Annotated in this window: 23 protein-coding genes; 2 read left to right on the forward strand and 21 right to left on the reverse strand. The window is 57.1% G+C overall.

Features of this window, described 5'->3' with window-relative positions; all coding sequences use genetic code 11:
- Nucleotides 1-3 precede the first annotated feature (3 nt).
- The 13 genes from hfq to U5O12_RS04330 form a co-directional block, all read right to left on the reverse strand.
- Nucleotides 4-249: an RNA chaperone Hfq gene (gene hfq, locus U5O12_RS04270; RefSeq protein ID WP_105263137.1), complete on the reverse strand. Its 246-nt coding sequence runs from the start codon at nt 247-249 to the stop codon at nt 4-6.
- A 90-nt stretch (nt 250-339) separates the two neighbouring features.
- Nucleotides 340-1,683 (reverse strand): ribosome biogenesis GTPase Der, encoded by a 1,344-nt coding sequence (der, locus tag U5O12_RS04275; RefSeq protein WP_322577443.1) that lies wholly within the window; start codon nt 1,681-1,683, stop codon nt 340-342.
- Between the two features lie 19 nt (nt 1,684-1,702).
- Entirely contained in the window at nt 1,703-2,836 is a 1,134-nt protein-coding gene (gene bamB / locus U5O12_RS04280; protein WP_322577444.1) for an outer membrane protein assembly factor BamB, read from the reverse strand.
- Nucleotides 2,837-2,838: 2 nt separating this feature from the next.
- Nucleotides 2,839-3,492, reverse strand: a complete 654-nt coding sequence (locus U5O12_RS04285; protein WP_322577445.1) for a tetratricopeptide repeat protein — start codon at nt 3,490-3,492, stop codon at nt 2,839-2,841.
- 12 nt (nt 3,493-3,504) lie between these two features.
- Nucleotides 3,505-4,830, reverse strand: a complete 1,326-nt coding sequence (gene hisS / locus U5O12_RS04290; RefSeq protein WP_322577446.1) for a histidine--tRNA ligase — start codon at nt 4,828-4,830, stop codon at nt 3,505-3,507.
- An 11-nt stretch (nt 4,831-4,841) separates the two neighbouring features.
- Nucleotides 4,842-6,104, reverse strand: coding sequence for a flavodoxin-dependent (E)-4-hydroxy-3-methylbut-2-enyl-diphosphate synthase (gene ispG / locus U5O12_RS04295; protein ID WP_322577447.1), 1,263 nt, complete (start codon nt 6,102-6,104; stop codon nt 4,842-4,844).
- Nucleotides 6,105-6,109: 5 nt separating this feature from the next.
- Nucleotides 6,110-7,024: a helix-turn-helix domain-containing protein gene (locus U5O12_RS04300; RefSeq protein ID WP_322577448.1), complete on the reverse strand. Its 915-nt coding sequence runs from the start codon at nt 7,022-7,024 to the stop codon at nt 6,110-6,112.
- Between the two features lie 7 nt (nt 7,025-7,031).
- Nucleotides 7,032-7,859, reverse strand: a complete 828-nt coding sequence (gene pilW, locus U5O12_RS04305) for a type IV pilus biogenesis/stability protein PilW (protein WP_322577449.1) — start codon at nt 7,857-7,859, stop codon at nt 7,032-7,034.
- Entirely contained in the window at nt 7,852-9,012 is a 1,161-nt protein-coding gene (gene rlmN, locus U5O12_RS04310; protein WP_322577450.1) for a 23S rRNA (adenine(2503)-C(2))-methyltransferase RlmN, read from the reverse strand. Before rlmN ends, pilW begins: the two co-directional genes overlap by 8 nt.
- 8 nt (nt 9,013-9,020) lie before the next feature.
- On the reverse strand, nt 9,021-9,446 hold the full coding sequence (gene ndk, locus U5O12_RS04315) for a nucleoside-diphosphate kinase (protein ID WP_322577451.1): 426 nt from the start codon (nt 9,444-9,446) through the stop codon (nt 9,021-9,023).
- A 70-nt stretch (nt 9,447-9,516) separates the two neighbouring features.
- Nucleotides 9,517-10,797, reverse strand: a complete 1,281-nt coding sequence (locus U5O12_RS04320) for a pseudouridine synthase (protein WP_416221443.1) — start codon at nt 10,795-10,797, stop codon at nt 9,517-9,519.
- Complete coding sequence (gene scpB / locus U5O12_RS04325; RefSeq protein WP_322577453.1) at nt 10,772-11,440, reverse strand: SMC-Scp complex subunit ScpB; 669 nt, start codon at nt 11,438-11,440, stop codon at nt 10,772-10,774. Before scpB ends, U5O12_RS04320 begins: the two co-directional genes overlap by 26 nt.
- A gap of 116 nt (nt 11,441-11,556) precedes the next feature.
- Entirely contained in the window at nt 11,557-12,588 is a 1,032-nt protein-coding gene (locus tag U5O12_RS04330) for an RluA family pseudouridine synthase (protein ID WP_416221440.1), read from the reverse strand.
- 13 nt (nt 12,589-12,601) lie between these two features.
- On the opposite strand from U5O12_RS04330, the gene U5O12_RS04335 reads away from it, so the two are divergent.
- Nucleotides 12,602-13,408 (forward strand): outer membrane protein assembly factor BamD, encoded by an 807-nt coding sequence (locus U5O12_RS04335; RefSeq protein WP_322577454.1) that lies wholly within the window; start codon nt 12,602-12,604, stop codon nt 13,406-13,408.
- Here U5O12_RS04335 and U5O12_RS04340 read toward each other — a convergent pair.
- Both U5O12_RS04340 and U5O12_RS04345 read right to left on the reverse strand, forming a co-directional pair.
- Nucleotides 13,362-15,374 (reverse strand): ATP-dependent DNA helicase, encoded by a 2,013-nt coding sequence (locus U5O12_RS04340; RefSeq protein ID WP_322577455.1) that lies wholly within the window; start codon nt 15,372-15,374, stop codon nt 13,362-13,364. The genes U5O12_RS04335 and U5O12_RS04340 overlap by 47 nt on opposite strands.
- 3 nt (nt 15,375-15,377) lie before the next feature.
- Nucleotides 15,378-15,581 (reverse strand): YdcH family protein, encoded by a 204-nt coding sequence (locus U5O12_RS04345; protein WP_322577456.1) that lies wholly within the window; start codon nt 15,579-15,581, stop codon nt 15,378-15,380.
- 109 nt (nt 15,582-15,690) lie between these two features.
- On the opposite strand from U5O12_RS04345, the gene U5O12_RS04350 reads away from it, so the two are divergent.
- Nucleotides 15,691-16,455 (forward strand): PP2C family protein-serine/threonine phosphatase, encoded by a 765-nt coding sequence (locus U5O12_RS04350; protein ID WP_322577457.1) that lies wholly within the window; start codon nt 15,691-15,693, stop codon nt 16,453-16,455.
- A 25-nt stretch (nt 16,456-16,480) separates the two neighbouring features.
- On the opposite strand, the gene U5O12_RS04355 is transcribed toward U5O12_RS04350, so the two are convergent.
- The 6 genes from U5O12_RS04355 to U5O12_RS04380 all read right to left on the reverse strand — a co-directional run bounded on the left by U5O12_RS04355 (nt 16,481) and on the right by U5O12_RS04380 (nt 24,388).
- Entirely contained in the window at nt 16,481-17,059 is a 579-nt protein-coding gene (locus U5O12_RS04355; RefSeq protein ID WP_322577458.1) for a hypothetical protein, read from the reverse strand.
- Nucleotides 17,056-18,159, reverse strand: a complete 1,104-nt coding sequence (gene zapE, locus U5O12_RS04360) for a cell division protein ZapE (RefSeq protein WP_416221444.1) — start codon at nt 18,157-18,159, stop codon at nt 17,056-17,058. The genes U5O12_RS04355 and zapE overlap by 4 nt, the downstream gene beginning before the upstream one ends.
- A gap of 75 nt (nt 18,160-18,234) precedes the next feature.
- Nucleotides 18,235-19,662, reverse strand: a complete 1,428-nt coding sequence (gene lpdA, locus U5O12_RS04365; protein ID WP_322577460.1) for a dihydrolipoyl dehydrogenase — start codon at nt 19,660-19,662, stop codon at nt 18,235-18,237.
- Between the two features lie 15 nt (nt 19,663-19,677).
- Nucleotides 19,678-20,169 (reverse strand): hypothetical protein, encoded by a 492-nt coding sequence (locus U5O12_RS04370; RefSeq protein ID WP_322577461.1) that lies wholly within the window; start codon nt 20,167-20,169, stop codon nt 19,678-19,680.
- 16 nt (nt 20,170-20,185) lie between these two features.
- Complete coding sequence (odhB, locus tag U5O12_RS04375) at nt 20,186-21,448, reverse strand: 2-oxoglutarate dehydrogenase complex dihydrolipoyllysine-residue succinyltransferase (RefSeq protein ID WP_322577462.1); 1,263 nt, start codon at nt 21,446-21,448, stop codon at nt 20,186-20,188.
- Between the two features lie 45 nt (nt 21,449-21,493).
- Nucleotides 21,494-24,388 carry a 2-oxoglutarate dehydrogenase E1 component gene (locus tag U5O12_RS04380; protein ID WP_322577463.1) on the reverse strand — a complete coding sequence of 965 codons (2,895 nt, stop codon included), beginning with the start codon at nt 24,386-24,388 and terminating at the stop codon, nt 21,494-21,496.
- Nucleotides 24,389-24,543: the final 155 nt, after the last annotated feature.

Genomic DNA, 24,543 nt, shown 5'->3' on the forward strand with positions numbered 1-24,543 from the left:
GCATCACGCAGCGGCGTTGTCTTCGGGAACGGCGGCCAAATTCACAGCACGTCCGGGAACAATGGTGGAAATGGCATGCTTGTACACCATTTGGGTAACGGTATTGCGCAAGAGCACCACGTACTGGTCAAACGATTCGATTTGGCCTTGAAGCTTGATGCCGTTGACCAAATAAATGGACACTGGCACATGTTCCCTGCGCAAGGCATTGAGGAACGGGTCTTGTAGAAGTTGGCCTTTGTTGCTCACGATATTCTCCGTGTTCAAGTAGTGAATGGAGCCTGACGATACCACAGCCGCCGAAGCCCGGATCCGTCCAAAGTCTTATGGACTAAGGACCTAGCGGTCGTTCTTGTCGGCATAGGGGTTGGCGGAGGACTTCATCTCGATACGCAAAGGTGTACCAATGAGGTTGAATTCCTTGCGGAAACGCCCTTCTAGGAAGCGCTTGTATGCCTCAGTCACATGCTCCAGCGAATTGCCGTGGATCACGATGATGGGTGGATTCATGCCGCCCTGGTGGGCATAACGCAACTTGGGGCGGTACGCTCCATTTTTCTTGGGCGTTTGAAACTGAACAGCTTCCAAAAGCAGGCGGGTTAGCACCGGTGTCGGCATCTTGCAGTTGGCAGCACGGTGCGCTTGGGCAATTGAATCCCAGACAGGCCCCAAGCCTTGACGCTTCTGCGCGGAAATCATGTGCAGCGCTGCAAATTTGAGGAAGCCTAAGCGGGTCTCCAGCGAACGACGCACCAGCTCGCGCTGGTAGTCGTCCACTGCATCCCATTTATTCACCGCCACCACGACGGCACGCCCGGACTCCAAAATGTAGCCTGCTATGTGCGCATCCTGATCAGTAACGCCTTGGGTGGCATCGATCAGCAAAAGCACCACACTGGCAGATTCAATGGCCTGCAAGGTTTTGACAACCGAGAACTTCTCGATCGCCTCAAACACCTGCCCCTTGCGACGCAAACCCGCAGTGTCAATCAATTCAAAGCGTTGGCCATTGCGCTCAAACGGTACCGATATGGCGTCCCGCGTCGTCCCAGGCATATCGAATGCCACCAACCGCTCCTCACCTAGCCAAGTATTGATGAGCGTGGACTTGCCCACATTGGGACGCCCGGCTACCGCCAGCTTGACGACGGCAGGGTCTTCTTCTGCCTCCGCCTCCTCAGGCAACACCCATCCCAAACGGTCTATCGCCATGTCGATCAGTGAGCGAATACCCTGACCATGCGCCGCCGAAACGGGGAACACATCCCCCAGGCCCAACTCAAAGAACTCGACCAGTTGGGCGCCCTCTTTCATGCCTTCTGCCTTGTTGGCAACTACCAAACACGGCTTGCCCAATTTGCGCAGGTATTTGCCAATGTCGTGATCTTGGGCGGAGAGCCCTCCACGGGCATCAACAACAAACACCACGACATCAGCCTCCGCCACGGCTTGACGGGTTTGTTTGGCCATCTCGCGGTAGATACCGCTGCTGGCATCGGGCTCAAAGCCCCCGGTATCAATAACAATGAATTCGTGCTTACCCTGCTTGCCACTGCCGTAATGGCGATCTCGGGTCAAGCCCGCGTAGTCGGCAACAATCGCATCACGAGTTTTGGTCATGCGATTGAAGAGCGTCGATTTACCCACATTGGGGCGCCCTACCAAGGCAATCACTGGTTTCATGGTTCAGAACCCTTCAAACTTATTCGGGTCGGAACGCAAAAACGCCGCCCTTTTGCGTAACGGCAATCAATGTCTTACCAACGAGAACCGGCGCGCCCAAGATGGCCGAGCCATCCGTCGTAGCCCGGTCCATGGGCGCACCATCGGTGCGGGAGAGGAAATGAAGTACCCCCAAACTGTCACCGACAGCCAAGGTCTGGCCAACAACGGCTGGCGTACCCAAACCACGCCAACGCAGTGCCTCATTCACCCATACGCGTTCACCAGATTTGCGGTTCCAGGCGATGAGTTTGCTGTCTGCCTCTGAACCAAAGACAAAGTCCGCATCGCCACCCAAACCTGTGGTGCCTGAAGCGGGTTTGTTCCAAACCATGGCGCCAGTGCTAGCATCAACACAGGCCACGGCTGCCTGGAAGGACCGTACGCACACACCCGACTGAACACGAGTCACACCAGCAACCAGATCCACAAGGCGCTCGACGTCATTGGTTCCGCGACTAACGGCTACCGGCGCTTCCCAACGAGAAGTCCCGTTCAAGGGATTGAGACCTAGCAAGCGTCCAGCGACGCCAGCCACCAGGGTGTCACCAACGGCGAGCAATACGCCAGCTTGCCCCAATACCAGGGGATCCGAAGTGCGCTGCAATTGCCACAAACGCTGGCCAGTTTCTGCGTCGAACGCGGTCACCGTGCGATCTGCGGACAAAGTGAAAATGCGAGCCCCCGCCACCAGAGGCGTCGTCAGACTCAAGGCACCCAAGCGTTGTCGCCACTTCAACTTGCCCGCTGACAACACAATCAGCTCCCCCGCCTCCGACATCACAGCAGACGTCTGCCCGTCGCTACCAACACCGGAAACCAAGGGCACGCCAACGCCGAGTTGCCAGGCAACGCTTCCGTTTTCCGCCTGCAGTGCAGTCACCATGCCGTCCGTGGAGGCAAGTAAAACTTGAGAGCCGACCACGCGTGGCTGCATAGAGGCTTCAAGAGGCCCCACACGGCTTGTCCATGCGGACTTCACCCCGATCAAACCAATGTTGGCACCCAATTCCTTGGGGACCGGTTTGCTGGGGCCGGAGCAAGCCGCTAGAACGGCTGCCAGCATGACAACAGTTACCCTAAGAGACATTTGGCGCAACACGAAACAAACCATAGTCAATTAGGCGCTGTTTCTGAGGCACCAAGAGCACCCAGCTTGACAGATACCAGGCGACGATATTCTGCTCGCGTGTCCAAGCCAGCCCAGGCTTTGCGGTACTCCACCACGGCATCAGCACCTTTCCCTTGCGCCATGAGCATGTCCCCTTTTTTGTCGGCCACCAATGCGACAAATGGAGCAGGGTAAGTCTCCGCAAGCACCTTGGTTGCCAGATCAAACTCTTTGGATTCGATGTACATGCCGGACAGACGCAATTTGGCAATGGCGGCATATGCAGGGTCACCTTGGCTGGCACTGACCCAAACCAACGTCGTTCTCGCAAGATCGCTTTTGTCGCTCTGGTACGCCAGCTTTGCCAAGGCGAGACCCGCTTGCTGTGTGTACACCGTTGATGCGAAACGGTCTTTCATGTCGCCAAAAACACGCTCTGCCAGCACCAAATCGCCGCTACGCAGCACCTTGTCAACTTCTTCGAACATTACCGAGGCTTGCGCTGCGGCACGCTTCTGCCAATATTGGTAGCCATTCCAAGCCGCAAAAGCACCCAAAACCACAATGAGCAGTCCCGTAATGAGATTGCCATACTGTTTCCAGAAATGCTTGATTTGGTCTAGCTGCTCTTGTTCTTCAAGGTCTAAATGATTTGCCATAACGGTCTTTGATTAGGTGGCGGATTGTAGGCCTTTGGCCCACAGGCTTAGATCGACCAAGGCCACGCTATGTTGTGCCTTCGAAGGGTCGCGCAAGTCTTTGATCGTGACCTGGTTTTGCAACAGCTCATCCTGTCCAAACACCAGCGCATAACGAGCACCAGAGGCATCGGCTTTTTTGAACTGGGACTTCAAGCTGGCCATGCCTTCCGCACCGGCAGGCTGCATTTGTACCGACGTACCATGGGCACGCAGCTGCTGAAGGGTAGCCATAACCCGCGGGAAGTCCTTGCTGTCACCCACAATCGCGTAGGCATCCAGAGGTGCCACGGCCACAGCAGCGTTAGTCTCCTTGAGCAACTCCAGAACCCGTTCAACACCCAAAGCCCAGCCCACAGCAGGGCTGGGTTTGCCGCCAATCTGCACAATGAGGTCGTCATAACGACCACCTGCACACACGGTGCCTTGGGAACCCAATCGATCGGTGACAAACTCAAACACGGTGAGGTTGTAGTAGTCCAATCCCCGCACCAAGCGAGGGTTGATGGTGTACGCAACTCCGTTGGCATTAAGGATGGACTTGAGACCTTCGAAATGCGCGAGCGATTCGGTACCGAGAAAATCCAGCAGACGAGGGGCTCCAGCCACCATTTCCTGCATTGTTGGGTTTTTGGTGTCCAAGATGCGCAATGGGTTGCTGTGCAGCCGGCGTTTTGCCTCTTCGTCCAGCAAATGGGCATGTCGCTCAAAATAGGCAATCAGCTGGGCCCGGTGCTGAGCGCGCTCCGCAGGCTGCCCCAAGCTGTTGAGCTCCAGACGAACATCGGTCAGACCTATGGATTTCCAAAGCGCGACAGCCAACAAAATAACTTCTGCATCCGTTTCGGGTCCACCAAATCCAAGGGCCTCAACGCCAACTTGGTGGAACTGGCGATAGCGCCCGCGCTGCGGCTTTTCGCGACGAAACATCGGGCCCATATAAAAAAGACGCTTGCCACCGTCATAAAGCAAATTGCTCTCAATGACAGCACGCACAACCGCCGCCGTTCCCTCAGGCCGCATGCTCAGATGTTCTGCTTGCCCATGTTTGTCTGAGCGGTCTTCGAAGGAGTACATCTCCTTCTCAACAATATCCGTGACTTCCCCGATGCCACGCACGAAAAGTGACGTGTGTTCGAGAATGGGGGTACGGATGTTGCGGTAGGCATACCGCACCATAAGCTCCCGCACGGCCTGCTCAAGCGCCTCCCATTGGGCCGACTCTGGCGGCAGAATGTCATTCATCCCCTTGACGCCAACCAACCTTTCCGCCTTGCGCGGAACTGCCTTCTCATCCATATGCATTCAAATCAAGTGTTGGGGACAGACGGTGCGAATCTCTGCCGAATATAGTTTTCGACCACCGTCTGGAACTCGGCGGCGATTGCATCGCCACGAAGCGTCATGCGCTTTTCGCCATCAATAAATACAGGTGCTGCGGGGGCTTCTCCGGTACCCGGCAGGCTGATGCCAATATCTGCGTGTTTGCTCTCCCCCGGGCCGTTAACGATGCACCCCATAACAGCAACCTTGAGGTTCTCAACACCAGGGTAGGCAGAACGCCAGATAGGCATTTTGTCGCGCAAAAAGTCATCAATCTGTTTGGTGAGCTCTTGGAAAGTGGTGCTGGTGGTGCGACCACAGCCCGGACAGGCGGTGACACTGGGGACAAACTTGCGCAACCCCAGAGACTGGAGAATCTCAGACGCGACCACCACTTCCTGCGTACGCGCTTCTCCGGGGGCGGGCGTCAACGACACACGGATGGTGTCACCGATACCATCTTGCAATAGAACAGCAAGTGCTGCAGTGGAAGCCACGGTGCCTTTCGTCCCCATGCCTGCTTCGGTCAACCCAAGGTGCAAAGCATAGCGCGACCGCTGCGCCAGCGCGCGGTATACAGCGATCAAATCCTGAACGCCGCTTACCTTGCAGGAAAGAATGATTTGCTCTGCGGGCAAACCGATCTCCTCGGCTCGCTGCGCAGACTCCAAAGCCGAGACGATCAGGGCTTCGTACATCACCTGCTTTGCATCCCATGGAGCTGCCCGCCGGCTATTTTCATCCATCAACGAAGCTAACAACTCTTGATCCAGACTACCCCAGTTCACACCAATCCGCACGGGTTTATCCCAACGGACGGCGGCTTCAATCATCTGGGCAAACTGGCGGTCTCGCTTGTCACCCTTTCCAACATTGCCAGGGTTGATGCGGTACTTGGAGAGCGCCTGGGCGCAGTCGGGAAACTCGCTGAGTAGCCGATGCCCGTTGTAGTGGAAATCACCCACAAGAGGCACATCAATTCCCATGCGATCCAACTGATTGCGAATGTGGGGAACTGCCTGCGCCGCTTCAGGTGTGTTCACGGTAATACGCACCATCTCGGATCCGGCCAAAGCCAATTCTTTGACCTGGATTGCGGTACCAATGGCGTCCACGGTGTCCGTATTGGTCATGGATTGAATACGAACGGGCGCACCACCACCCACCGTCACAGTGTTTCCGCCCCACACCACACGGGCTTGCAGGGAGTCCCTCAATTGGGGGACAACGATCGGTACAGGAGAACCCATTTGCACTACTTCACCTCAAATCGCGCGACATTGTCTTTGGCAATCGCAGCCAAATTGAAAGGTTTACCCTTGACTTCAACTTCTGTGACGTCTGCACGTCCCACTACAACCGACAAAGGCAACGCCCCCGAAATTCCCGTTGTGTCGCCTTGCGCCAGATTCCTTCGCATCAAAATCGCGCCCTTGGCATCCGTCACCTCCACCCAAGAGGGGCCCTTGACGCGGAACACCACTTGCTGGCCGGCGGCAGATGGTAGCGCCGGTGCACTCGCGGCTTTTACCTCCGGTATAGCACCAACTGTTTGGGCTGAGGATACCGACGCGACAGGCAACGCCGTGGGCGTCGAAGCGGCGACCATAGCAGCAGGTATAACAGGCTCGACCGCCACCGAAGGGGGAGGAGTATCCGCTGCAGGCATTTGCGCAAAGGGGACAACCTGCAAGGACTCCGAGGTCGCTGCAACGTCCTCGGGCGGAACTTCGGCCTGCAATTCTGGAAAGAACAGAACGCCCAAAGCTGCCGCCAACAACATCAGCACCACGATGACAACTGGCTGCTTCAGTGCGCTCGGTACAGATAGGGGGCGGCTTTCTCCAGCGGCATGAAACGGAGCGTTAATCCCTCCATCGCTGGTCCCTAATCGGGGGGCATGCTGATGTGGCAACAAGGACAATACAGGCGCCGGGTCGATTTTCAAATTACGACACACACTGGAAGCCAGCGCCCGAACAAACACCGCATCAGGCAAGAGATCAAAGCGGTCTGCTTCCAAGGCCTCCAGCTTCTTGACCGGGACTTTCATCGACACGGCCAATGCAGCGACATGCAGGCCGGCAGCTTCACGTGCCACACGTAGCAATGTTCCTGCCGTAGCCTGAGCCGTCGGCGGCTCATTTGCAGCCGACACTGTGGTCAGCAAAGTGTCCTCACTCATCAAATGCCCCACGTTCAAACAAAGACAGCTCCCTGGACTGGGGAAAACGCTTGCTGAGTTGCGTGCCCAATTGCGCAACGGCATCCCTATTGCCCAAGCTGCGCTCCACCTTGATTCCCAACCACAAAGATTCAGCGTTGGCTAGATCACCATTGTTGATGCGCCGGATGTAGAACTGTGAACGAACATACTCAGCACGCTGGAACAATACCAAGGCCAAGTTGTAGCCAGTCACAGGGCTGCTCGCGTCGAGTTCATAGGCTCTCAGCAGGCTGGCCTCAGCTTCAACGCGTTGCCCGGCCTTGGCTTGGCACACGCCCATGGCCATCCAGGATTTCGCCTTGTCGACATAGCCGGGCTCTGCTATTGCAGCCAAAAACTGTCGGTTGGCTTCAGGCATTCGGCCTTGCTGGCACAACATCCAACCCAGGTTGTGCTGTACGGAAGAAGCTTGCGGGTTAAGTTGCAGAGCTTTTCTGAAGCTTTCCTCTGCCAAGGCTGCATCATTCAAGCGCATGTAAATTAGCCCACGCAAATTATGAGCCTCCAGCAGTGTGGGATCCGCTGCGATTGACTGCTTCAATTCATCCAGGGCAATCGTGGTCTGACCGTTGTTATAGTAGCCCACAGCCAATTCAAGACGAATGCGTGCCCGCTTGCGAGCAACCGTCTCGTCCGACTCTGTCTGCAAATCACTGCCAGACGTCGCTGGCGGTGCAGTGGAAGCGCACCCCACAACAACTACCATCAGCGCTCCAAACACGAAAGCCCCAAGCAACCGGCACCACTTCGAACGGGCAGAAAAAAGCGAATCAGGCATCAGGTCCTTTCGTCTGCTCATTCAGAGCAGTGTCCATTACGGGCTGCAGCATAACGGTTCGTTGCTTGGAAATCCGCCTTGCGACATCGGTACGATCTTTCACATCACCCGCGAGCTGCCCACAGGCTGCATCGATGTCATCGCCACGCGTTTTGCGAACAGTGGTGACGATACCCGCGTCGCTCAGAATTTTGGAGAATGCCTGAACCTGTGCTGCGTTGGAACGCTTTAGACCCGATGCAGGAAATGGATTAAAGGGAATCAAGTTGAACTTGCAAGAAACTGCAGGCCCGTTCGCAGGCCGCACCAATGCAAGCAACTCCCTCGCATGTTCCGGCGTGTCGTTTACACCTGCCAACATGCAGTACTCAAAGGTAATGAAATCACGGGGTGCAAAAGCTAAATATCGACGGCACGCATCGAGCAGCTCTGCCAAGGGGTATTTGCGATTCAGGGGTACCAAGTTGTCGCGCAGGGCGTCGTTCGGTGCATGCAGGGAGACGGCCAAGGCCACCGGACAATCCGCCCCCAACCGATCCATCATCGGAACCACGCCAGACGTGGAGACAGTAACTCGACGACGAGATAGACCATAGGCGTTGTCATTCAACATGACATATAGGGCAGGAACCAACGCGGCATAATTTTGCAGGGGCTCACCCATACCCATCATCACTACGTTGGAGATGACCCGCTGGCTGACACCCAGATGTTTACGCAAAAAATGCTCAGCAAACCACAACTGGGCAATGATTTCCCCTGTTGTAAGGTTCCGACTAAAACCTTGATGGCCCGTGGAACAGAATCGGCATCCCACAGCACAACCCGCTTGAGAGGAAATGCATAACGTGCCGCGATCATCTTCGGGGATAAAAACTGCCTCAACAGCATCACCACCACCAACATCGAACAGCCATTTGATGGTGCCGTCACCCGATATGTGCTGGGTGATCACGGCAAGTGATTTCATTTCCGCACAGGTCTTGAGCTTTTCGCGCAAAGACTTTGCGAGATCACTCATGTCATCAAAGGATGACGCGCCTCTTTGGTGAATCCAGCGAAACAGCTGGGTGGCCCGGAAGCGTTTTTCTCCGAGCCGCTCACAAAAAGCGGCCAATCCCTCAAGATCGAATTCAAGAAGATTGGCCGTCATTGCATGTCTTAGCGGGAGTAAACGTTCATGCCAGCGAAAAAGAACGCGATCTCGACAGCAGCAGTTTCTGCAGCGTCGGAACCGTGCACAGCGTTGGCGTCAATGCTGTCAGCGAAGTCAGCGCGGATGGTTCCGGGAGCAGCCTTCTTGGGGTCTGTCGCGCCCATCAGGTCGCGGTTTTTCAGAATGGCATTCTCACCTTCCAAGGCCTGAATCATGACGGGGCCGGAGATCATGAAATCCACCAAGTCCTTGAAGAAAGGACGCGCTTTGTGAACGGCGTAAAACGCTTCTGCTTCACCGCGGGACAGGTGTGCCATGCGTGCTGCCACGACCTTCAGACCAGCTGCTTCAAAGCGGGCGTAGATTTGGCCGATCACGTTCTTGGCGACAGCGTCGGGCTTGATGATGGAGAGAGTGCGTTCGATAGCCATAGGATTCCTGTGTTATGAATGAATAGACATTTGCCCCAGCAGGGGCAAAGCGCTGGATTTTACACTGTGATTAACGGCTGCGTCCGCCTCGGCGCTGCCCACCTTGTCCGCCGCGGGGCCGGCCGGCAGCATCCTGACGCTGGCGTGAAAAGCTGTCAGCACCAATATAGCCAAATGCCGTTTTCATGGGATCTGGTTGCGCGCCGGCTTGACGATCCGCCGGTTTGTCTTTGCGTCCGCCAGCACTGCGACCAGGACTCGCCCCTTGGGTGGGGCCAGCCTTGGGATACGAAGGCCCACGACCACCGGCCGATCGACCACGGGCGGGGTTGCGACTACCTGGCGCTCGTGGCGGGCGAGCGGCTCCGTCTGCTGTCCCCTCGGCGCGAGGCCGGCCGGCGCCAGCCGCCTGCGCCAACGCGCGGATGTCAACATCATCCAACTCCATCCAAGCACCGCGCTTCAATCCCCTTGGAAGCAACATGGCACCATAACGAATGCGTATCAAACGGCTCACCGCATGGCCCACAGACTCCATCATGCGACGAACCTCGCGGTTGCGGCCTTCAGAAATAGTGACTCGGTACCAGCAATTCGACCCTTCGCCCCCCCCCTCTTCGATGGAGCCAAACTGCGCCATACCGTCATCCAATTGAACACCGCTGAGCAACGCCTGTTTTTCCTCTTTACTCAAAGCCCCCAAGACACGCACGGCATATTCACGCTCCAGACCGAATCGCGGGTGCATCAGATTGTTGGCCAATTCACCAGAGCTGGTAAACAACAAGAGCCCTTCGGTATTGAGGTCCAAGCGCCCCACCGACTGCCATTTGCCTTGCTGCAGTTTGGGCAGCTTGCGAAACACGGTCGGACGGTTCTGGGGGTCGTCATGGGTAACCACTTCCCCTGCGGGCTTATGGTAAGCAATCACGCGGGCGGGTGGCGGGTCTATGCGGTAGCGGATGGGCTTCCCGTTCACCTTGATGCTGTCACCAAACTGAATGCGTTGGCCAATGTGGGCCGGCTCGTTATTCACCGAAATGCGCCCCTCCAGAATCAGCTGCTCCATTTCCAGGCGCGAACCCATTCCCGACTGGGCCAGGACCTTGTGTAGCTTGGGCGTTTCGGCCTGCGGCAAAAGAACCCGCTTGGGGGGAGGCAAATCTTCCAGCGCATCGTCTGCATCAAACTGGCCAGACACCACATCCTCAAAGCGATATACGGTGCTTTCGCTCACAGGCGCCACTACGGGAGCGGAGCGATGCTCGTGCGCAATAGCCTCCGCAGTAGGCTCTGCAGCAGCATGGGGCAGAGATTCAGGAACTTCATTCATGTTGGGGTCCCATTTCAGTTTCGGGGGCAATTTGTTCGTCGAGCGACATGATCATTTGAGGGCCGGCATCGTCTATGGCCGGAACAGTGGGCGCGGCTTCGGCAGGTTCGTCCAACGCAGATGCCAAATCGCCGAGCGCCGCCCCTTGTGAAGGGTGCTCAAGCAATGGCAATTGATCCAATGACGCTAAGCCAAGATCGTCCAAAAATTGCTTGGTAGTCGCAAACAGAGCCGGACGCCCGGGTGCATCGCGGTGTCCGATGACTTCCACCCAGCCGCGATCTTCAAGTTGCTTAATCAACAAGGAACTGATGGTCACGCCCCGGATATCTTCCATATCACCGCGCGTAACCGGTTGACGATAGGCAATGATGGCGAGCGTCTCCAGCGTCGCCCGGGTGTACTTTGGAGGTTTTTCAGGGTGTAAACGGTCCAGAAACTCCCGCATTTCTGGACGGCTCTGGAAGCGCCAGCCAGTGGCTACGCTTACCAATTCCATCCCCCGTCCCGCCCAGTCATTTCGCAGGTCATCCAGCATCTGTTTGATGGAGTCCACTCCAATGGAGTCCGCAAACAATTCCCGCATGTTTTTCAGCGGCAAAGGTTGTTGGGCACACATCAGGGCGGTCTCTAGGACTCGCTTGGCATCGACCATGTTCATAGTCAGGGCGTTTCGAAAAAGTCACCAGCAAATTGAGCGACCACAGTGATCGTCGTTGGCAAACAGCGCGTCGTCAGCGCTTGGGTGTCAGACCACAAGCGGCTGGCTTGGGTCTATCAGCGTCCTCCCGGACCTGTCGGCACATTGTAACTGAGCCCCCACAATGCCAAAAGTGCCAAAAAATCTGTGGCGGGCTGGGCGAGAAATTCGTTCCAAACACCCGTTATGGGGTGGTGAAATGCCAAGCGAAACGCATGCAAGGCTTGGCGGCTCATCCCGGACTCCGGGCTGCCACCGTAAAGCGCATCACCCACCAAAGGATGCCCGAGTGAAGCCATGTGCACGCGAATTTGGTGCGTGCGCCCTGTATGCAGGGCACAACGCACCCAGCAGCCAGTCACTGAATTGGCCTGCCAAAAGACATCGGTCCTTGCCTGTTTGCCGGACGAGACTGATAAATCCACTACCGCCATACGCAGGCGGTTCCGAGGATCTCGCCCAATCGGCTTGTCGACACTCACCTGGGTTGCGCCTTTCCACGGGTTGTGGGCCAATGCCAAATACTGCCGGCTAACCTCACGCGCAGCGATGGCCTTCACCAGTGCGTCCATGGCGAGCCGGGTGCGGGCCACCACCATCAATCCACTGGTGTCTTTGTCCAAGCGATGCACGATACCGGCCCGCGGAACACTTGCGAACAGGGGGTCCCGGGCCAGCAAACCATTCAGCAAAGTACCAGACCAATTGCCAGGCGCTGGGTGCACCACAAGACCCGCTGGCTTGTTGATCACCAGCACATGCTCATCTTCATACACAACGTCCAAGTCCATGGGCTGTGCCTTGAAAGCCTGGCTTTGCTGGGTAGGGCGCAATTCGACAGCAATTAAATCTCCTGCTTTGACGCGTTGAGAGGACTTGGCCACGGTCTGCCCATTCAGCGCAACGGCCCCCTCTTCAATCAATTGCTGCAAGTAACTGCGCGAGAACTCTGCGGCAGCTTGAGCCAGTGCGCGGTCAATACGATCGCCATGCTGGGCGGAACTGACAGTGAGATTGCGGAGTTCTGTCTCAGAGACCCCATCCAGAACCTCGTCTTCCGAATCGGGCTCATTGGAGTGCGTCGATATAATTCCGGCGGTCTGATTCAAGAAGGTCCCCAAGATGCTGCGTGTGAAATTATCGGTCGTTTATGCCTCTCTATTGGCGGCCGTATTGCTGGTCGTAGCAGGATGCTCCTCTGCCCCTATCGACAAAACAGCTGGCATGAGCCCCAACCGTTTGTACGCTGAGGCCAAGGATGAAATGGGCTCATCCCAGTGGGACAAAGCGGTGCCCTTATTGGAAAAACTGGAAGCCCGCGCAGCGGGTACACCATTGGCACAACAGGCCCAGCTGGACAAGGCCTATGCCCACTACAAAGCTGCCGAGCCGGCGCAGGCATTGGCTACGTTGGATCGATTCATCAAGCTTCACCCGGCCAGTCCCGCTCTAGATTACGCGATTTATCTCAAGGGCATCATCAATTTCAATGACGATCTGGGCCTGCTTTCTTCCATCACGCGACAAGATCTGTCGGAACGAGACCAAAAGGCGGCCAAAGAATCATTTGAATCGTTCAAAGAGCTGACCACCCGCTTCCCAGATTCACGCTACAGCCCCGACGCGCGCCAGCGTATGGCGTACATCGTGGGTTCACTGGCACAGTATGAAGTGCATGTGGCCCGTTATTACTACAAGCGGGGTGCCTACTTGGCTGCTGCCAACCGCGCGCAACAGGCGGTCACCGATTACCGGGATGTACCTGCCATTGAGGAGGCATTGTTCATTCTGTATAAATCTTACGATGCACTCGGCATGGATCAATTGCGTGATGACGCCAAGCGCATTCTTGAAAAGAATTACCCCACCTCCGACTACGTCCTCAAGGGGGAAAAGACGAATACGGATCCGTGGTGGAAGGTTTGGTAAGCGCGCGCAGCGCCCTCTGAAACTCGCTGTCTTGCTCCAGCAGAGGCATGCCGGGGAGACTAGCCAACAGGGACCGGCCGTAACCCATCTGTAAAAGTCGCACATCGCAGATCACCAACACCCCGCGATCCGATTCGCGGCGGATCAATCGCCCCACACCTTGCTTTAGTGCCATGGCCGCTTGCGGCAATTGATAGTGGGTAAAGGCACTTTTACCCTCTAACTCCAATTGCTGGCAGCGCGCTTCCACAACGGGATCATCAGGAGGTGCAAAGGGGATTTTGTCGATCACCACCATTTGCAAAGCATCGCCCGGTATGTCCACACCCTCCCAAAAGGCGCCGGTGGCTACCAAGATATGGCCTGGCGCTGAATCTTCCATAAAACGGGCGAGCAACTCACGTTTGGAGGCCTCACCCTGCAAAAGCACTCGCACGTGGCCACTTTCCGGCAAATGGACACGCAACAATTGCACGATGCGTCGCATGGCACGTAGCGTGGTGGTCAGCACCAAGGTCCGCCCCCCAAGAACCCCCGCAGCTTGCGCAACCAGTTCAGCCACCTGCTCACTGTGGCGTGGATCTGAGGGCTTGGGAAAGATGGTGGGAATGTAGAGCCGTGCTTGACGCGCATAGTCAAAAGGGCTGGAAATTTGCAATACACGAGCTTCATCTAGCCCATGTGCGGCCAAGAAAGAGGCCAGCCCGGGATCGTTCCCCAAGGTCGCGGAGGTAAAAATCCAAGCAGGTCCTGCCGCGGAGTCGCCGCGCTCCGCCAGACGTTGGCGCAAAGCACTGGCAATCGTCAAAGGCGATTCGAACATACGCAGTCGCAAACCGCACTCAATCCAGCGGACGCCGCCTTCCGAGAGTGGCTGCATAAAATGGGCAAGACGTTCTACCAGCACCTGGCTGCGTGCATGCAGGTTGGCAAGCTCGTCTGCAGACTCTGCCACGCCCCCTACGGCCACACTTGCCGCAGACAAAGCAGACGCTACCCGGGACAGCGCCTGGTGCCACTGGACAGGCGCAATCCCCTGCGGTGATTCCCCAACCCAGCGCGAACGTGTCTGCGGTGCCACGGGTGCTTGGCACACCAAATGCCAATCCGCCAGCGCCCCTTCCAGCCGCATGGCCAGATCAGGCCAATCGGCAAAACCTCGCGCGTGCAACAGCCCAGTCGTGACAAGGTCCCTGCCCCACGCCAACAATTGGCCCGTGCCCAACTGACGACCCAGAAACTGAATGCCGATTTCGTTCAGCTGGTGCGCCTCGTCAAACACCACCGCATTCACAGTGGGCAAAAGCTCCGCGACTCCAGACTCACGGATATTCCAGTCTGCAAAAAAAAGGTGATGATTGATCACCACAATGTCGGACGCCATGGCTGCGCGGCGGGCCCGGTACACATGGCAACTCTGAAATTGTGGGCACTTTGTGCCGGTGCAGTTGTCCCGTGTCGATGTCACCAACGGGATGACGGGCGACCGCTCGTCCAACGTTGACAGCTCTGCGAGATCACCGCTGCGTGTGCTCAATGCCCAGACCTCTACAGTGGCGAGACTCTGCAAGTCTGATGCACGCGATAACACGCCAGCGTGGCGAGCCAGTTGCAACCGACTGAGGCACAGGTAACTGGCCCGCCCTTTCAGCAAAGCCACGCGCGAAGGCAAGCCCAAAGTGGATACAAGCTGCGGAATATCACGACCAAACAACTGGTCCTGCAAGGCTTTGGTCGCTGTGGAAAGCAGGATGCGCCCACCGCTCAGCAACGCAGGTAACAGGTAGGCAAAGGTTTTCCCAATGCCGGTACCAGCCTCCACCACCAGCACGCCGCCTTGCTCAAGGGTCTGTGCCACGGCATCCGCCATGGTACGCTGCCCTTCACGCGGCGCAAAGCCATGAATCGATCTCGCCAGTGGCCCATCGGCCTCCAGCGTTTGCACCACGGTATCACGCAGACTCACAGCTCAGGCAGGCTCATCTGGTTGAAGGGCATTTTCCAAACGTGCGATTTCATCCCGCAATGCAAGACGCTTCTTTTTAAGTCGACGCATCATCAACTCGTCAGTCGGCACATCTCCATCCGCGCGGTCAATAAGCGCGTCCAGGTCACTGTGTTCCATGCGCAACTCAATCAGTCGCCGCTGCGGGGAGTGGTGATTCGTTTCCAAAGCAATTGGGGGAGTACGTGGTTAAATGGTGCAGATTTGTGAGGCGTCCGCTTGATAATACGGCCGGACTGTTACTTCCCAGACAAATACCGACTAATTGCCCTTCACCATGGCCACCACTGGATACCGACTAACCGCCTCTACCGGCATCCACAAGGGTGACCGCGAATACCAGCAAGATCAGGTGGCCCTGCTCAAGCATCCCCGCGTCAATGGCTGCCTGCTTGCCATCGTGGCAGATGGAATGGGTGGACGCAGCGGTGGACGCAAGGCGTCCGATCAGGTAATGATGACTGCCAAACAATTGTTTGAGCGCTACGACCCGGACACGGATGATGCATCGGCCACCCTCCTGCAAGTGGTGCAAGAAGCCCACATTGTCATTAAGTTGACTGCCATCTCTGCGGAGGAAGAGCCGCACAGCACACTGGCGGCCTTCCTGATCAATCCCGGAGGAGATTGCCATTGGGCACATACCGGTGACTCGAGGGTCTACCAGTACCATGGCAATCGCTTCGTCAAACGCACTATGGACCATTCCTATGTGCAAGCCTTGGTAAACCGGGGAGAACTGACCGAAGAGCAGGCTGCGGTGCACCCGCAGTCCAACATCCTCATGGGCTGTCTGGGCACCGAGAGTGACCCACCGGTGGACTTTCACTTTATTTCAAAACTGCGCCCTGGCGATGTGTTGATGGCATGTAGCGATGGGGTGTGGCACTACTTCAACAACGGGGAGTTGGGGTCAGTGCTGTCCACCTTGTCTGCACGCGAAGCCACGGAATTTCTGATCGAGAAGGCGCGCTCCCGCGCCCATGGCGGCGGTGACAATCTCTCACTGGTGATCGTCAAAGTTGAGTCACTGCACACCTGAAAACAGGCCCCTTGGCCTCTAGCTTCTACTTCGGCAAGGGCAGCGCAGATGGTTTTTCGGTGGACTCACGCAGGCGTTTGTCGCGTGCAGCACGCCGTTCTTGGGCAGCACGCTGTTTGGCTGCGTACGCTTCCCGCAATGAGGCTTGTTCAGCGGCTGAAGGGGTGATGGGTGTCTTCTTGCTGGCATCTCCGGAAGATCGTCCTGCCTCCAGATGCGCCCGCTGTTTCTCTTCCTGGGCTTGCACTCGCTCTGGCTGAACGTCACCAGTGGGTTCGGTCTGCCGGTTCTGGTGGTCGCGCGCCTTATCAGCGCTCCGCTGCAATTGATCTTGCGCAGCCTGCTGCCGGTCCACTGCGTTGAGTGACGCTTCACGCCGCTTGAGCTCTCGCTCCAGCGTGCGACGCTGGGCCGCAACATCATCCAAGCAGGCTTGCACCACAAAACGGCCCTGGCAGGCTTGCTCTTGGCTGGAAAATCTCACGTCTGCAGCTGCGCGTTCAGCACTGATACTTTGGCGCTCACGCTGAGGATCGCCCTGCGCTTGGGCGGCCTGAAGTCCGCAGCACAGTACCCAAGCCCACAACGCAGCCAGACGCATCATGTCAGGCGCGTGTCCACAATACGGCGCTCGAGGTCGAGAAATTCCTTAGATTGCATTTCCGTCAATCGGGAAACGGTACGCGGAAACTCGTGGGACATCGGGCCTTCGGTGTAGAGGGCTTCCGGGGGTACCGCGGCAGACATGATGAGCTTCACGCGCCGGTCGTACAACACGTCCACTAACCACGTGAAACGCCGAGCCTCTGACGCCATGCGAACCGGCATGTGAGGCACATCACTCAAAAATACGGTATGAAAGCGAGAGGCAATTTCCAAGTAGTCATTTTGCGAGCGAGGACCACCGCAGAGGGTTTTGAAATCGAACCAGACCGCGCCGCCAGCCAAACGCCGCGCATGAATCTCACGCGACTCGATATGCAGCACAGGGTGCTCATCATGCTGCTCTGCCAGCGCGTTGAAAGTAGCGGTCATTGCCGCATCAGCATCTGAGCCATTGGGCGTGTGGTAAAGCTGTGCGTCTTCCAGCGTACGGCGTCGGTAGTCAGTGCCGTTGTCCACGCTCAGAACTTCCAGCTTGGCGTTGAGCAAGGCAATCGCTGGCAGGATACGGTCGCGGTGCAGGCCACCTGGATACAGGTCGTCGGGCTTGAAATTAGAGGTGGTGACAAATCCCACCCCGTTGTCAAACAAGGCCGTCAAGAGGCGGTGCAGGATCATGGCGTCGGTGATGTCAGCCACATGGAACTCGTCGAAGCAAATCAGGCGGTAGCGCTTGGCCATACGCTTACCCAACTCGTCCAGCGGATTCACCGTTCCCTGCAGATTCACCAGCTCGTGGTGCACCTCACGCATAAACTCGTGGAAATGCAGGCGGGTTTTGCGCTTGAGCGGTACGGCGTTGTAGAAGCAATCCATCAGAAAGCTCTTGCCCCGCCCCACCCCGCCGTACATATAAACACCGCGCGGAATCTCCGGTCGGTTGATCAGCTTCTTGAGCGCGTTGGACCGCTTGGCCTTGTACTGCGCCCACTCCTCTGCACAACGCTCCAAGGCTTCAACAGCGCGCAGTTGCGCTGGATCAGCGGTGTAACCGCGCGCCCGAAGTTCGGCTTCATAGGTTGCTCTGACGCTCAAGAATATCTCCAATACGCTATAAAAAAAGGAGCTGCTAGCGCAACATCCATGTGCGCTAGCAGCCCATTTGGCTTATAACAATCAGAAGTTCAGCGTACGCTTGTCTACGGCCAACGCTGCTTCCTTGGTAGCTTCACTCAAGGAGGGGTGTGCATGGCAGATTCGGGCGATGTCTTCCGCGCTGGCCTTGAACTCCATGGCCACCACGGCTTCCGAAATCAGCTCGGAGGCTTGGGGACCCACGATGTGCACGCCCAGGATTTCGTCCGTCTTGGCGTCTGCCAGGAACTTCACGAAACCGGTGGTGTCGCCCAACGCGCGTGCGCGGCCATTCGCCAGGAAAGGGAACTGACCGGACTTGTAAGCCACGCCGTCTGCCTTGAGCTGCTGCTCGGTGCGGCCCACCCATGCGATCTCGGGGCTGGTGTAGATGACCCAAGGAATGGTGTTGAAGTTGACGTGACCGTGCTGACCGGCAATGCGCTCAGCCACGGCAACGCCCTCTTCTTCCGCCTTGTGTGCCAACATCGGGCCGCGCACCACGTCACCCACCGCCCAGACACCGGGCAGGTTGGTTTTGCAGTCAGCGTCCACCACGATCGCACCGCGCTCGTCCAACGCCAAGCCGACTGCTTCGGTGTTCAAACCGATGGTATTGGGCGTGCGGCCGATGGAAATGATGAGCTTGTCCACGTCCAGCGTCTGGGCTTCGCCCTTGGGATTGGTGTACGCCACGGACACGCCCTTCTTGCCATTCTTGATCTCGCCGACCTTCACACCCAGCTCGATCTTCAGGCCCTGCTTGGTGAATGCCTTGAAAGCTTCCTTGGCCACACCTTCGTCCACCGCGCCCAAGAACGTGGGCAGGCCTTCGAGGATGGTGACTTCTGCACCCAGGCGCTTCCACACAGAGCCCATTTCCAGGCCGATGACGCCAGAGCCGATCAGACCCAGCTTCTTGGGCACTGCACCGATATTCAGCGCGCCGTCGTTGGACAACACGTTCACTTCGTCGAACGGTGTGCCGGGCAAGGCGCGCGCATTGGAGCCGGTGGCGATGATGATCTGCTTGCCGGTGATGGTTTCTTCGGCGGCACCAGCGACCTTGATCTCGTAACCGCCATCCACTTTGCCTGCAAAGGAGCCGCGACCATGGAAGAAGGCAATCTTGTTCTTTTTGAACAAGTACAAGATACCGTCGTTGTTTTGCTTCACGACAGCGTTCTTGCGGGCAATCATCTTGGCCACATCCATGCTCACACCCTTCACCTCGATGCCGTGCTCGGCAAAGTGGTGGTTGGCGTGGTTGAAATGTTCGGACGATTGCAGCAAGGCCTTGGAAGGAATGCAGCCCACGTTGGTGCAAGTACCGCCGGGAGCGGGGCCGCCGGCGGCGTTCTTCCACTCGTCGATACAGGCCACATTGAAGCCCAGCTGGGCAGCGCGGATGGCGGCGATGTAGCCACCGGGGCCACCGCCAATGACGATGACGTCGAATTGTTTAGACATGATTACTTTCTAAATTTACTGTTTGACAGCCATTGCCACTCTGAAATCCGCATCAATTTCAGACCTGGATGCCAACGCATCCTGCACGCTGGCTGTCCACTGGTTTCTAGGAAGATTCTTCCAAACGAGCATTTGGTATTGTCCAGAGACAACAGAAACCGGGAACTTCAAAGTGCCATCGCATCTTGAGCCATGTGGACCAGGAATAGAAAAGCAAAGCTCAAAGACGTAGCTCCCGGGTTCCATGTGAAATTGAACTCTCTCCCCCGAAAGCAAGCCCAACTTCTTCCCATACCGCTGCATCTTGTCAAGAGGACGGCCATCAATGGAAACCACATCAATAATGGAGTCAGTTACAACAACACCTAGCTCAGCAGCGTTACGACTTTCGCCCGCGTAAGTTTTATAAACAGCGGGATTGCTATTGTTGAAAAAACTGTTGTAGCTTTGAGGCGTACTGCAAGCAGACAACGCCGCAGAAACAATCAATATTGCTATCTTCTTCATACAGAGAAGATTCCGCTCAAATATCAAACAGCAAGCGTGCCGGATCTTCCAGCGCTTCCTTCATCGCCACCAGGCCCAGCACGGCTTCACGGCCGTCGATGATGCGGTGGTCGTAGGACATGGCGAAGTAGTTCATGGGGCGCACCACCACTTGGCCGTTCTCAACCATGGCGCGGTCTTTGGTGGCGTGTACGCCCAGAATGGCGGACTGGGGCGGGTTGATGATGGGGGTGGACATCATGGAACCGAAGGTGCCACCGTTGGAGATGGAGAAGGTACCGCCAGTCATTTCTTCAATGCCCAGCTTGCCGTCCTTGGCCTTCTGGCCGAACTCGGCAATCTTTTTCTCAATATCGGCAAAGCTCATCTGGTCTGCATTGCGCAGGATGGGCACCACCAAGCCACGGGGCGAGCCCACGGCGATACCGATGTCGAAGTAGCCGTGGTACACGATATCGGTGCCATCGACAGAGGCGTTCAACACAGGGAACTTCTTCAGGGCGTGCACAGCCGCCTTGACGAAGAAGCTCATGAAACCCAGCTTGCAGCCGTGCTCCTTCTCAAAACGCTCTTGCATGCGCTTGCGCATGTCCATGACCGGAGCCATGTTGATTTCGTTGAACGTGGTCAGGATGGCGTTGGTGGACTGGGACTGCAGCAGACGCTCAGCAACACGAGCACGCAAACGGCTCATGGGCACGCGCTGCTCAGGGCGCCCAGCCAACGAATCAGCCAGGTTCACGGAAGGCGCTGCCACTTGAGGCAAAGACTTGGTGGGAACGCCCGTCGGGATTGCGGCAGCAGCTACTACTTTAGGAGCAGCCGCAGCGGCCAACACGTCACCCTTGGTGATGCGGCCGTCTTTGCCGGTGCCTTCGACGCTGGAAGCAGCAATGCCGTTGTCAGCCAGCAATTTGGCTGCAGCGGGCATGGCAACACCGGCCTTGGAATTTCCGGCTGCGGCAGCTGCGGCCACAGGGGCTGCAGCTGCAGGCGCAGCGGCGGGAGCGGCTGCAGGCGCTACGGCACCGGCAACCGCCGCAGTATCAATGCGGGCAATCAGCTGCTCGGCAGCGACGGTGGCGCCATCGGCGGCCACCAATTCCACCAGCACGCCGGCTGCGGGAGCGGGCACTTCCATCACGACCTTGTCGGTTTCGACTTCGATCAGGATTTCGTCGACAGCAACTGCTTCGCCGACCTTCTTTTTCCATTGCAACAAGGTTGCTTCCGCCACAGATTCAGACAGCTGTGGGACTTTGACTTCTACGATTGCCATATCAAATTCTTTCCGTAATGTGTTGGGGGATGAAGTGCGGCTGACTTACTTGGTCAGAACAAAGCCCTTCAACTTGCCGAATGCGCCTTCAACCAGAGCTTTTTGTTGCTCTTGGTGCAAGTGGGAGTAGCCCACTGCCGGCGACGCGGACGCTGCGCGTCCGGAGTAGCCGAGCTTTTGGCCTTCCAACATGTTTTCGTGAATGTAGTGCTGCACGAAGAACCAGGCACCCTGATTTTGCGGCTCGTCCTGGCACCACACCACGTCGGTGGCATTAGGGTACTTCTTCAGTTCTGTCGCAAATGCCTTGTGCGGGAAGGGGTACAGCTGTTCCACGCGGATGATGGCGACTTCGTTCTCGCCCTTTTCTTCGCGCTTCTTCACCAGGTCGTAATACACCTTGCCGGAGCAGGCAATCACGCGTTTGACCTTGTCACTCTTGAATTCTTTGCTCTCAGGGATGACAGTCTGGAATGCACCCTTGGTGAACTCGGACAGCGGCGATGTCGCGTCCTTGTTACGCAACAGGCTCTTGGGCGTCATGATGATCAATGGCTTGCGCAGGTTGCGCACCATCTGACGACGGAGCACGTGGAAGATCTGGCTGGCCGTGGTGGGCTGCACGATCTGCATGTTGGTGTCAGCTGCCAGTTGCATGAAGCGCTCCAGGCGTGCCGAGCTGTGCTCAGGGCCTTGGCCTTCGTAACCGTGCGGCAACATCAAGGTGATGCCGTTGACACGGCCCCACTTCACTTCACCAGACGCAATGAACTGGTCAATCACCACCTGGGCACCGTTGGCAAAATCGCCGAACTGGGCTTCCCAGATCACCAGGGTGTTCGGGTCGTTGGAGGCGTAGCCGTACTCAAAGCCCAACACTGCCTCTTCAGACAGGATGGAGTCGATCACCACAAACGGAGCCTGGTTGTCGGCCACGTTTTGCAAGGGCACGTAGGTACCGGCATCCCACTTCTCACGCTTCTGGTCGTGAATGACTGCGTGGCGGTGGGTAAAGGTACCGCGTCCGCAGTCTTCACCCGACAGACGCACGGGGTAACCGCTGGCTACCAAGGAGGCGAAGGCCATGTGCTCGCCCATGCCCCAGTCCACATTGACTTCGCCGCGGCCCATGGCTGCGCGGTCGTCGTAGACCTTCTTCACCAGCTGGTGGGGGGTAACACTCTCAGGAATGGTCGTCAGCTTTTCGGACAGGCGCTTCCACTCGGTCAATGGAATGGCGGTGTCGCCAGCGTCAGTCCACTTCTTGCCCAAGAACGGAGACCAGTCCACAGAGTACTTGCTCTTGAAGTTGGTCAGCACGGGGTCTACCGTGTGCTTGCCGGCATCCATGGCAGCACGGTATTCCTTGACCATGGAGTCGCCGAGGTCTGCACCCAGACCTTGGGCAGCCAGCTTGTCTGCGTACAACTTGCGAGTGCCGGGGTGCGCACTGATTTTCTTGTACATCAAGGGCTGAGTTAGCGACGGAGTGTCTTGCTCGTTGTGGCCCAGCTTGCGGTAGCAGGTGATGTCCACCACCACATCCTGACCAAACTCCATGCGGTATTCCAGCGCAAGTTGGGTAGCCAGTACCACAGCTTCGGGATCATCGCCGTTCACGTGCAGCACGGGCGACTCCACCATCTTCACGATGTCGGTACAGAACGCGCTGGAGCGCATGTCTCGCGGGTCAGAGGTGGTGAAACCGATCTGGTTGTTGATGATGATGTGCACCGTGCCGCCCGTGGTGTAGCCACGGGTTTGCGCCAGCGCCAAAGTTTCCTGGTTCACACCCTGGCCGCCGAAGGCCGCATCCCCGTGCACCAGCACGGGCAGCACCTGGTGACCCTTGGGGTCGTCACGGCGGTCCATACGGGCCCGCACCGAACCTTCGACCACTGGGTTCACAATTTCAAGGTGAGAAGGATTGAAGGCCAGCGACAAATGCACCGGACCGCCGGGGGTCGACACGTCGGAGCTGAAACCTTGGTGGTACTTCACATCGCCGGCGGGTAATTCTTCAGGGGCTGTGTGGTCAAACTCGGCAAACAGGTCCGCGGGCATCTTGCCCAAGGTGTTCACCAACACGTTCAGACGCCCACGGTGGGCCATGCCAATCACGATTTCCTGGATGCCCTTGGCACCGGCTTGCTGGATCAATTCATCCATGGCAGCAATGAAGCTCTCGCCACCTTCCAGCGAGAAGCGCTTCTGGCCCACATATTTGGTGTGCAGGTAACGCTCCAAGCCCTCGGCCGCAGTCAGGCGGTCCAGAATGTGCTTCTTCTTGTCGGCGGTGAAGTTCGGTTTGCTGCGAATGGCTTCAAGCTTCTGTTGCCACCAGCGCTTCTGGTTCTGGTCGGTGGCATACATGTACTCCACACCGATGGTGCCGCAGTAGGTTTCACGCAGCGCGTTCATGAGCTCTCGCAGGCTCATGGACTCTTTGCCGAAGAATGTATTGCTGATATTGAAGACCGTTTCCTGGTCTGCATCGCTGAAGCCGTAGAAAGATGGCTCCAGCTCGGGAATCTTGTCGCGCTCCATGCGCTTGAGGGGATCGAGGTCCGCCCAACGTGCACCCACATTTCGGTAGGCCGCAATCAACTGCTGCACTGCGGTGCGCTTGCGGCCCATTTCGGAGTCCGCGCCGGTCGCCATGACCGTCTGTTTGACACCTTTTTTCGCCAGATCAACAAATGCGTTGATCACTGGCATATGGGCTACATCTTTGGAAGTGGTGCCGTCTGCAGCAGGGACGTTTTGCAAGGCGTCGAAGTAATCACGCCAAGTATCGGGAACGCTGCCGGGGTTGGCCAAGTAGTTTTCGTACATCTCTTCGACATACGGGGCATTGCCACCGAACAGGTAGGTATTGCCTTGGTAGGTTTGATACACAGACGCAGCCGTGCTCGCACCATTGGAGCTGGAATCACTCATATTTCGCTGACCTCCGTTCCCCTTCAGGGAACATTAGCTGGTTAAAGCTGGTTAATTAACCTTCCGCGACACGGCTGAACCGATTGGCGGATGCGACTGTGGCATGGGAAGGGCCTTCATTGCAGGGCGGATTGTGCCACTTTATATTGCCATGG

Source organism: Rhodoferax sp. (assembly GCF_034519335.1).
Classification (GTDB): Bacteria; Pseudomonadota; Gammaproteobacteria; order Burkholderiales; family Burkholderiaceae_C; genus Allorhodoferax.